Annotated in this window: 6 protein-coding genes; 3 read left to right on the top strand and 3 right to left on the bottom strand. The window is 71.6% G+C overall.

All coding sequences use genetic code 11. From position 1 onward, the window contains the following. Positions 1 to 273 precede the first annotated feature (273 nt). Entirely contained in the window at positions 274 to 1,173 is a 900-nt protein-coding gene (locus ACFC96_RS06640) for a cellulose-binding protein (RefSeq protein ID WP_376610640.1), read from the top strand. Between the two features lie 196 nt (positions 1,174 to 1,369). Here the strand turns inward: ACFC96_RS06640 and ACFC96_RS06635 are convergent, their stop codons facing one another. The 3 genes from ACFC96_RS06635 to ACFC96_RS06625 all read right to left on the bottom strand — a co-directional run bounded on the left by ACFC96_RS06635 (position 1,370) and on the right by ACFC96_RS06625 (position 5,248). Continuing rightward, entirely contained in the window at positions 1,370 to 2,995 is a 1,626-nt protein-coding gene (locus tag ACFC96_RS06635) for a cation acetate symporter (protein WP_376262295.1), read from the bottom strand. Then, a complete protein-coding gene (locus ACFC96_RS06630; RefSeq protein WP_376262298.1) occupies positions 2,992 to 3,573 on the bottom strand; it encodes a DUF485 domain-containing protein in 582 nt (193 codons plus the stop codon). The genes ACFC96_RS06635 and ACFC96_RS06630 overlap by 4 nt, the downstream gene beginning before the upstream one ends. A gap of 115 nt (positions 3,574 to 3,688) precedes the next feature. Continuing rightward, on the bottom strand, positions 3,689 to 5,248 hold the full coding sequence (locus tag ACFC96_RS06625) for an MFS transporter (RefSeq protein ID WP_376262563.1): 1,560 nt from the start codon (positions 5,246 to 5,248) through the stop codon (positions 3,689 to 3,691). 412 nt (positions 5,249 to 5,660) lie between these two features. Between ACFC96_RS06625 and ACFC96_RS06620 the strand changes: the two genes are divergently transcribed. Then, entirely contained in the window at positions 5,661 to 6,449 is a 789-nt protein-coding gene (locus tag ACFC96_RS06620) for an ABC transporter ATP-binding protein (protein WP_376262301.1), read from the top strand. Continuing rightward, positions 6,446 to 9,016 (top strand): ABC transporter permease, encoded by a 2,571-nt coding sequence (locus ACFC96_RS06615; RefSeq protein WP_376610638.1) that lies wholly within the window; start codon positions 6,446 to 6,448, stop codon positions 9,014 to 9,016. The genes ACFC96_RS06620 and ACFC96_RS06615 overlap by 4 nt, the downstream gene beginning before the upstream one ends. The last annotated feature ends 105 nt before the right edge of the window (positions 9,017 to 9,121 follow it).

The raw sequence follows: 9,121 nt of genomic DNA, 5'->3' as shown, positions 1-9,121 counted from the left end.
GGCGCGCCGGCCCGCGGCGGCCCCCCTGGGGGGGCGGGCGCCCCCCCGCCCCCCCCCCCCCGCCTCTCCCCTTTGTGTGCTGCTGCGCGTCGTGCGTGTCTGTCGCGGTGGGCCGGGTGTGAGCTCCCTCGCGCTCCGGGCTCCCGATTCCGACTTTCAGCAGTATTTGGCGCATCCTTGTCGAGTGGGTTGGGCGGAGTGTCTTGTTTTGAGCGCTTCGGCTCGATCGGATGCCGGGTAGGAGAGCCGAAGAGGCGAAGAGGGGAATCAAGGATGAGCAGCGGTGCGTCGGTGTCGCCCCATGGCTTCGTCACGGGACGGGGCCGCGGCTACCGTCCCGCGCAGGTGGACGCGCTGGCCGCCGAGCTGTCCCAGGACCGCGACGACGCCCGTGAGCGCGTCGCCCGGCTGACCGCCCGGGTGGCGGAGCTGGAGGCCGAGGCGCAGCGGCTGCGGCTGGCCGTGACGCAGCTCGCCCCGCAGACGTACGAGTCCCTCGGCGACCGCGCCCGCGAGATCCTCGCCCTCGCCGAGGAGGAGGCGGACGGGGTACGGGCGGCTGCCGCCGACGAGGTCCGGCGGATCACTCAGGACGCGCAGGCCCGCGCGCGCGAGACGCGTGCGGCGGCCCGCGCCGCGTCCGACGCCGTACTGGCCGAGGCCGAGCAGTGGGCCGACGAGCGGCTGGGCGCCGACCGCGTCACGGCCGACGAGGCCCGCGCCGCCGCCCGTGACGAGGCGAAGCAGCGGCGCGAGGAAGCGCTCGTCGCGCTGGACGACGTGCGGGATCGGACCGCGGCGACCCTCGCGGCCCAGGAGAAGGACCACGCGGAGCGGCGGGACGAGGCCGAGCGGGAGATCGCTGGGCAGGAGGCCGAGGCGGACGTGCGCGAGGCGGAGCGCCTGGCGCTGGCCGAGGGGCGGCTGTCCGAGGCGCGGCGGGCGTTCGCCGAGGCGGAGGAGTCGGCCCGGCACGGCGAGGAGGACGCCGAGGCCCGCGCCGCGGAGCTCCTCGCGGAGGCGACCCTGCACGAGGAGGGCGTGGGCCGCGAGACGGAGCGGGTGCTGCGCGAGCACGGTGAGGAGTGGGACCAGGTCCGCGCCCACATGGAGCACGTCCGCACCACCCTGGCCGCGCTCACGGGCCGCAACCTCGCCGACGGGACGCCGTAGGAGGGGTCGGCCACGGGCCTCGCTCACGCCGGCCGGACGCCGTAAGCGTGCCGCGACCCCGCCGGTGGGAGGTCGCGGCGGGGCGGCAGCCTCTCCGGCGGGAGGCCGTGACGGGGCCGCAACCCCGCCGACGGGACGCCGTGAAGGCGCCGAGACCGCGTCGACGGGGCGCCGTGGCGCCGGGTGCGTGGCGGGCCTACCCGTCCTTGCCCTGCGGGGCGAGCCGCGTCGCGCCGGCCAGGATCCACGCCTCCACCGCCTCGTACTGGCGGCGTTGGCTGTCGGCCGTCCGGCGGCCGGAGGCCAGCGTGCCGAGCCAGCCGAAGAGGAAGCCCAGCGGGATCGAGGCGATGCCCGTCGTGGTGAAGGGGAACCAGTTGAAGTCCTGGCCGGGGAACGCAGAGGTGGGTGAGCCCGACACCAGGTTGGTGCCCGTCATCAGGACGAGGCAGGACGCCGTGCCGCCGAGCAGCGTCCACAGCAGGCCCGTACTCGTGTAGCGGCGCCAGAACAGGCTGTAGACGAGCGCGGGCGCGAGCGCCGAGGCGCCCAGGCAGAACGACAGCGTGACCAGCGGCTGGAGGTTGTAGTGCTGGACGAGCGTGGCCAGGAGGATCGCGGGCACGCCGACGGACAGCGCCGAGACGCGGGCCAGGGTCATCTCCCTGCGGGCGGTGAGCGGCGTCCTGCGGTGGGCGAAGACGTCGTGCGCGAGGGAGTTGGCGCAGGCCAGGATCATTCCGGAGACCGAGGCGAGCAGCGTGAGGAAGAGCGCCGTGGTGACCGTGGTGAACACCAGCGTCTCCGCCGTGGAGGCGTTCGCGCCGAACGCGGCGCGCGCCCCGAGCAGATACGCGGTGTTGCCCTGCGGGTCCGCCGCCGCGACGGCGGCCCGGCCGAGGAACGCCGTCGCGCCGAACCCGACGACCGCGATGATCAGCACGAAGAGGCCGACCGCCGACACCGCCCAGGACATCGAGCGACGCACCTCACGCGCGCTGCGCGCCGTGTACATGCGCATCGTGACGTGGGGCAGGCACGCGCCGCCCAGGACGACGGTCAGCTCCGAACTGATCATGTCCAGGCGGGGGTTGGCGGTGCCGGCGAACTGGAGACCCGAGTGCAGGAAGGCGTCGCCCACGCCGCTGGCCTGCGCGGCCTGTGAGGCGAGGGCGCCGGGGTTCCAGTCGAAGCGGTACAGGATCAGGAGGGCGACGGTCAGGCCTGACCCGAGCAGCATCACGGTCTTCATGATCTGGATGAGGGCGGTGCCCTTCATGCCGCCGATCGCCGCGTAGCTGATCATCAGGGCGCCGAGCGCGATGACGCAGCCCGTCTTGAACCCCTCGCTGGTGAAGCCGAGGACGAACGCCAGCAGGTCGCCGGCGCCCGCCAGTTGGACGAGCATCAGCGGGAGCAGTGCCGCGAGGGTGGTGACGCACGCGGTGATGCGTACGGCGCGTCCCGGCAGGCGGCGGGCGATCACGTCTCCCATGGTGAACCGGCCCGCGTTGCGCAGGGGTTCGGCCAGCAGGAACATCAGGAGCATCAGGGACAGGGACGTGCTCAGGGCGAGGACGATCCCGTCGTAGCCGGTGAGCGCGATGATGCCGCCGGTGCCGAGGACGGTCGCCGCGGAGATGTAGTCGCCCGCGATGGCGAGGCCGTTGCGCATCGGGGTGAGGGAGCCGAAGCCGGTGTAGAACTCGTCGAGGTTGTCGCGGTCGGGGCCGGTCATCACGCACAGGAGCAGCGTGACGGTGGCGACCGCGGTGAAGGCGACCAGGGACATCCCCTGGGCCGAGCTGCTGAAGTCCGTCATCGGAAGTTCCCCCCGGTCGTTCCGTGCGCCGGACGCTGGTCCAACTCGGCTTGCCTGCGCAGCCGGTGGGCGAGCGGGTCGACGCGGCGGCGGGCGGTGAACTCGTACAGCCAGAGGGCGAGCGCGGTCACCGGGAGCTGGCACAGGCCGAGGAAGAGGCCGGTGGAGAAGCCGCCGGGGAGTGTGCCCGTCATGAGGGAGGGCGCGAACGCCGACAGGACGAGGAAGAGGGTGAAGTAGCCGAGTGCGGTGAGCGTGGCGACGCGCCGCTGCGAGCGGTAGGCGCTGCGCAGCAGTCGCAGGTCGCTGTGGTGGCCGAGCGCGGGGTGGCGCGGCAGCCGGTGCGCGGGCGCGGGTGGTGGGGGAGGAGGCGCCCAGGGATAGGTGAGAGCGGGGTCGGGCTGCTGTCGCGGGTGCGGCGGTTGTTGTGGGTACGACTGCTGTGGCGCGTACGGCTGCTGTGGCTGCTGGTACGCGTGCCGGTCCTGGTTTCCGTACTGGCTCCGGCCCGTGGGGAAGGGGCCCTGCCATGGCTCGTTCTGGTGGTCGGAATATGAGCGGTGCGGTGTGTCGGACATCCCGGTTCTCCTTGCGCGGCTTGGGTCCGCCGGGGATTGCGGACGCAGGGAGCGAGGGGGGAGCCGGAACGTTACTCGTAGGTAGGGGGTTTGCGCGACGGTTCTCGCGAACTGTTCAGTCGGTGCGTTGTGAGAGGGGTGAGTGATGCCGACGCGCATCTTGTGAGCCGGCTGAGTTGCCATCGGCCGCGGATGTCGCCCCGTCCGACCGCTCGCCGCCCCGCCCGGCGCCCTGCTCACCGCCGCGCTCACCGCCCTGGTCGAGCACCGGGAAACGCCGCGGCGCGAGGCACAGCAGGGCGATCAGCGCGAGCGCGGCCGCGCACGCGGCGCCCACGTAGACCGAGTCGACGGCCGCCGCCACGGCCCGCCGCAGCCGGTCCGGGTCGGCCACGGAGGCGGGGTCCTCCAGGGCCTTGGCCACCGAGTCGAGGGATCCCGCGCCGCCCAGCCGCCCGGCGAGCACGGTGTTGGCGACGGCGCCGAACAGCGCGGCGCCGACCGTCTGGCCTATCTGCCGGCAGAACAGGACGGACGCGGTCGTCGTACCGCGCTCCGCCCATCCGACGGTCGACTGGACCCCGACGATCAGGGGCAGTTGGAAGAGTCCGAGCGCCGCGCCGAGCAGCAGCATGACCAGCGCGGGCTGCCAGGCGGCCCCGGGATAGGGCAGCAGCGGGAACGCGAGCAGGATGAGGAGCGCGGCCGCGATGCCGACGACGGCCGTGTTGCGGAAGCCGATCCTGCGGTACACGTGCTGGCTGAGGGCCGCGGAGACGGGCCAGCTCAGCGTCATCACGGAGAGCACGAACCCGGCGGCCATGGGGGCGAGTCCGAGGACGGCCTGCGCGTACGTGGGCACGAACACGGTCGGCGCGACCATCAGGAGGCCCAGCGCGCCGAGTGCGAGGTTGACGGCGGCGATGGTGCGGCGGCGCCAGACCCAGCCGGGGATGATCGGCTCGGCGGCCCGCCGCTCGATGGCGACGACGGCGCCGATCAGCGCGACTCCCGCACCGAACATGGCGATCGACGGGGCCGAGAGCCAGTCCCAGGCGACGCCGCCCTGTACGAGCGCGGTCAGGAGCACCCCGCCGCACGCGAACACGGCGAGCGCGCCGGCCCAGTCGATGCGGGCGCGCGGGCCCTTCTCCCGTACGGGTTCGTGGAGATGGCGCGCGACCAGCCAGAGGGCGAGCGCGCCGACGGGCACGTTGATCAGGAAGATCCAGCGCCAGCCCGCGTACGAGGCGAGCAGTCCGCCGAGCGCCGGGCCCGCGACGGCAGAGGTCGCCCACACCGTCGACAGTCTGGCCTGGATGCGGGGGCGTTCCTTGAGCGGGTAGAGGTCGGCGGCGAGGGTCTGGACGGTGCCCTGGATGGCGCCGCCGCCCAGGCCCTGGACGACGCGGAAGGCGATGAGCGCGCCCATGTTCCAGGAGCCCGCGCACAGGACCGATCCGACGAGGAAGAGGATGCTGCCGCCGATGAGGACGGGCTTGCGGCCGAAGGTGTCGGACAGCTTCCCGTAGACGGGCAGCGTGACGGTGACGGCGAGCAGGTAGCCCGAGAAGAGCCAGGAGAAGACGGAGAAGCCGCCGAGGTCGCCGACGATCTGCGGGACCGCCGTGGAGACGATGGTGGAGTCGAGTGCCGCCAGTGCCATGGAGAGCATCAGCGCCGCGACGACCGCGCCCCGGCGCCGGTCCCTCCCCGTGCCCGTCTGTGTTGTCGCGCCGCCCACCGGATTCCTTCCCCCTGCATCTATCTCGCCCCCGACACCTTCTCACTTGACCCTGCCGCGGCGGGAGGGCGGAGCATGACTGGGCGGGAAGGTGGAGCGAACCCCTAGAGGGGCTCCACCGTTGGGTGGACTCCCCCTAGGGGGACCTCCGTACTGCGGACAGGGGACGGTTCGTACCCCCGGAGGACGAGAGGGGCGGGGGGTTCTTCCTACCTTCAAGGGGTGGGGTTTTCCCCCGGGAAAGACGGTGTCCTGCACCAGGGTGCCCGGGCCCCCCTCGCCAGCAGACTGAAGCGCGTCGCACACACCTGACCTTCCGTATGACCGACATAGGAGACTTACCGTGACAACGGCTGTGACCATTCCCAGGACCGGGGGCACTGGAGGGCAGACGGCCGTCGCCGCGCGGGCGCGGCAGGTCGTCAAGGCCTACGGCTCGGGCGAGACCCGGGTCGTCGCGCTCGACCACGTCGATGTGGACATCGCCCGCGGCCGGTTCACCGCGATCATGGGCCCCTCGGGGTCCGGCAAGTCCACGCTGATGCACTGTCTCGCCGGGCTCGACAGCGTCACGTCCGGACAGATCTACCTGGACGAGACCGAGATCACCGGCCTCAAGGACAAGAAGCTCACGCAGCTGCGCCGGGACCGGATCGGCTTCATCTTCCAGGCGTTCAACCTGCTGCCGACGCTGAACGCGCTCGAGAACATCACGCTTCCCATGGACATCGCGGGCCGCAAGGCGGACAAGCAGTGGCTGGACCGCGTCGTGCGGACCGTGGGTCTGGCCGAGCGCCTCAAGCACCGGCCCACCGAGCTCTCCGGCGGCCAGCAGCAGCGCGTCGCCGTGGCCCGCGCGCTCGCCGCCCGGCCGGAGATCATCTTCGGTGACGAGCCGACCGGAAACCTGGACTCCCGCGCCGGAGCCGAAGTGCTCGGCTTCCTGCGGCAGTCCGTCGACGAGCTCGGCCAGACCATCGTGATGGTCACCCACGACCCGGTCGCCGCCTCGTACGCGGACCGGGTGCTGTACCTCGCGGACGGCCGCATCGTCGACGAGATGCTCCGCCCCACCGCGGACGCCGTCCTCGACCGCATGAAGGACTTCGACGCGCGGGGGCGCACGTCATGAGTGCGAACACCGTCATGAAGACCTCCCTGCGCAACTTCTTCGCACACAAGGGGCGCATGGCCCTCTCGGCCGTCGCGGTCCTGCTGTCGGTGGCGTTCGTGTGCGGCACGCTCGTCTTCACCGACACGATGGACACGACGTTCGACAAGCTGTTCGCGGCGACGTCGTCCGACGTGACCGTCAGCCCGAAGGCCGCCAAGAGCGAGGGCAGCGACACCGGGCGCCCCGAGTCGATGCCGGCCTCCGCCCTCACCCAGGTCCAGCGGGCCGACGGCGTCAAGTCGGCGGAGGGTGCGGTCAGTTCGATGAACGTGACCGTCGTGAACGCGGACAACAAGAACATGGGCTCCGAGAACGGCGCCCCCACGATCGCGGGCAACTGGACGCACAACGACCTGCGTTCCATGGACATCACCTCGGGCCACGCCCCGCGCGGGCCCACCGAGGTCATGGTCGACTCCGACACGGCGAAGAAGCACCACCTGAAGATGGGCGACGAACTGCGCACCATCGCCGCCACCGGTGACTTCAGGGCGAAGATCGTCGGCATCGCCTCCTTCAAGGTGACCAACCCGGGCGCGGCCGTCGTCTACTTCGACACGGCCACCGCCCAGCGCGAACTCATCGGTCGGAGCGGACGGTTCACACAGATCAACGTCGCCGCCGCCAGCGGCGTCAGCGACAGCGACCTCAAGAAGAACGTCGCGGCGTCCCTCGACGGCCCGTACAAGTTCCAGACGCAGAAGGAGGCCGCGGACGCCAACCGTAAGGACGTCGGCGAGTTCATGGACGTCATCAAGTACGCCATGCTCGGCTTCGCCGGGATCGCCTTCCTCGTCGGCATCTTCCTGATCATCAACACCTTCTCCATGCTGGTCGCCCAGCGGACCCGCGAGATCGGCCTGATGCGCGCCATCGGGTCGAGCCGCAAGCAGGTCAACCGCTCGGTCCTCGTCGAGGCGCTGCTCCTCGGCGTCTTCGGGTCGGTCATCGGTGTCGGCGCGGGCGTCGGACTCGCCGTCGGCCTGATGAAGCTGATGTCCGCGGCGGGCATGGACCTGTCCACCGACGACCTGACCGTGCGGTGGACGACCCCGGTGGTCGGACTGCTCCTCGGCATCGTCGTCACCGTCTTCGCCGCCTACGTCCCGGCCCGCCGCGCGGGCAAGGTCTCGCCGATGGCGGCCCTCAGGGACGCCGGCACCCCCGCCGACGTCAAGGCCGGCCTGGTCCGTGCCCTGATCGGTCTCGTCCTCACGGGCGGCGGCGGCTTCGCGCTCTACACCGCCACGCAGGCCGCCGAGGCGAGCGAGGGCTCCCTGTGGCTCGGCGTCGGCATCGTCGCCACGCTCGTCGGGTTCGTCGTCGTCGGACCGCTGCTCGCGGGCGGTGTGGTGCGCGTCATCAGCGCCGTGCTCCTGCGGATGTTCGGCTCCGTCGGCCGCATGGCCGAGCGCAACGCGCTGCGCAACCCGCGCCGCACCGGCGCCACCGGCGCGGCCCTGATGATCGGCCTCGCGCTCGTCGCCTGCCTGTCGGTCGTCGGCTCCTCGATGGTCGCCTCGGCCACCAGCGAGCTCGACAGGTCCGTCGGCGCCGACTTCATCATCGAGGGACAGAACGGGCTGAAGCCGCAGGCCGCCGAGGCCCTGAAGAAGGCCCCGTACGTCTCCCACGTCACCGAGGTGAAGTACGTCAGGACGAAGCTGACCACGTCGGGCGGTACGAAGGAGGACGAGGAGCTCGTCGCCGCGACGCCCACGTACGCCCAGGACCTGCGGCGCGAGACGACCGCCGGTGAGCTGTCGGCGGCGTACGGGAAGAACGCGATGTCCATCGGCTCGGAGTTCGCCGAGAAGAACCACCTCAAGGTCGGCGACACCATGAATGTCGCGTTCGAACGAGGCCGTACCGCCGACCTGAAGATCGCGGCGATCACGTCGGACGACACCACGTTCGACAAGGGCGCGATGTACATCAACCTCACGACCGCGAAGCAGTACCTGCCCGCCGACCGGCTGCCGCTCAACGGGATGATGTTCGCCAAGGCGGACGCCGGCAAGGCCGACCAGGCCTACAAGGCGCTGAAGTCGTCGGTCGCGTCCGACCCGACGGTCCACGTCAAGGACCAGACCGACTACAAGCAGACCCTGAAGGACCAGATCGGCCAGCTCCTCAACATGATCTACGGCCTCCTGGCTCTCGCGATCATCGTGGCGGTCCTGGGCGTCGTGAACACACTGGCGCTGTCCGTGGTGGAGCGCACCCGTGAGATCGGCCTGATGCGGGCCATCGGCCTCTCGCGCCGGCAGCTGCGCCGCATGATCCGCCTGGAGTCGGTGGTCATCGCCCTCTTCGGCGCCCTCCTCGGCCTCGGCCTGGGCATGGGCTGGGGCGCGACCGCCCAGAAGCTCCTCGCCCTGGAGGGCCTGGACGTCCTGGAGATCCCCTGGCCGACGATCATCGGCGTCTTCATCGGCTCGGCCTTCGTGGGCCTGTTCGCCGCGCTGATCCCGGCGTTCCGGGCGGGCCGGATGAACGTACTGAACGCGATCGCCACGGAGTAGCTCCGCGGGGTGGTGCGAACGGGGGAACGGAGGCGGCGGCCCCGGAGTGTCCTTCCCGGACGCTCCGGGGCCGCCGTGCGTCCTGGGGGTCATGCGTGTGATCCG

Origin of the sequence: Streptomyces sp. NPDC055955 (assembly GCF_042270245.1) — a bacterium.
Classification (GTDB): Bacteria; Actinomycetota; Actinomycetes; order Streptomycetales; family Streptomycetaceae; genus Streptomyces.
Note: the sequence above shows the minus strand (reverse complement) of the source record. Positions and strands in the feature narration are given on the sequence as shown.